This window comes from Kitasatospora sp. NRRL B-11411, assembly GCF_000721345.1.
Taxonomy (GTDB): domain Bacteria; phylum Actinomycetota; class Actinomycetes; order Streptomycetales; family Streptomycetaceae; genus Kitasatospora; species Kitasatospora cineracea.
On the sequence record NZ_JOGH01000284.1, the window covers coordinates 1 to 1,074 of the forward strand.

Sequence of the window (1,074 nt, forward strand, 5' to 3'; positions counted from 1 at the left end):
GGGGCCGGCTACTCGGGGGCCGGGCGGGTGCGGGCGTGGAGGTGGCCCTCGGCGGGGTGCGGGGGGCGGGGCGGGAGGGTGGACTCGAGGGGGAAGCCGGCTTTGCGGGCGACGTGGCAGGAGGCGGGGTTGGCCGCGTTGTGGATGAGTTCGAGGCGGGTCAGGGCGAGGCCGTCGGCGGGGGAGAGGGCCCAGGCGGAGAGCAGGGTGAGGGCGCGGGTGGCGAGGCCGCGGCCGCGGGCGGGAGCGGCGGTCCAGTAGCCGACCTCGGCGGTGGGGCCGGTGCCGCCGGGGCGTTTGAGGGCGATGTGGCCGGCGATCAGGCCGTCGGCGAGGACGGCGTAGCTGAGGAGTTCGCCGGTGGCGCGGTTGGTGCGTTGGGTGGCGATCCAGTGCAGGGCGGCGTCGCGGTCGTCGATGCGGCGGGAGGACCAGCGGCGGATCTCCGGGTCGGCGAGCAGCGCGGTGAGGGTGTCGGCGTCGGCGTCCTCCCACGGGCGCAGGTGGAGGTCGGCGGTGCGCAGTGCGGTGGTGTCCGGTGTCCTCGTCATCCCAGCCCCCCGGTTCCGGTACGGACGAGGACCGTACCGTACCGGATCGGCCGGGTGCCGTTCCAGCTGCGGTGCGGCGATCTGACGGTGCGTCAGGAGGTCGCAGGGCGGGGCGCACGAGGCGCACGCGGCGGTGATCGATGTGCTTCCTGATGGGTCGTCAATTTTCTTGTACGGCACCGCGGATGTTCGTATTCCGCTTACCATTCGGCCAAAAGGGGTGCGTCCTGCGCCGTTCCGGTGATCCTTCCGCGGCGGTCCGGCGCGCCTTCCGGAGCGACGACGAGAGCAGGGCATGACCCAGACAGAGCAACAGACCAGGGCGCCCGTACGGGGCGCCGGTCGGCGGCGGGCCGAACGGGCCGCCGCCGTGGTGGCGGCCTTCGCGGCGGCCACCGCCGTCGCCGCCCCCTCGGCCTCGCCCGCCTCGGCGGACGGGTCGGTGACGGTGCGGGTGGTGCGGGCGGTGGACGAGAGCGGGACGTGGAGTCCGGCGCTGGAGCCGGGCCTGGCCGGGGTGACG

At 75.1% G+C, this 1,074-nt stretch carries 2 protein-coding genes; one reads left to right on the top strand and one right to left on the bottom strand.

Annotated features, from left to right (window positions below):
• Nucleotides 1-8 precede the first annotated feature (8 nt).
• Nucleotides 9-551, bottom strand: coding sequence for a GNAT family N-acetyltransferase (locus tag IH44_RS0139935; RefSeq protein ID WP_030464758.1), 543 nt, complete (start codon nt 549-551; stop codon nt 9-11).
• A gap of 295 nt (nt 552-846) precedes the next feature.
• Here IH44_RS0139935 and IH44_RS42165 point away from each other — a divergent pair.
• On the top strand, nt 847-1,074 hold a 228-nt coding region (locus IH44_RS42165), incomplete at its 3' end, for a hypothetical protein (RefSeq protein ID WP_035958614.1).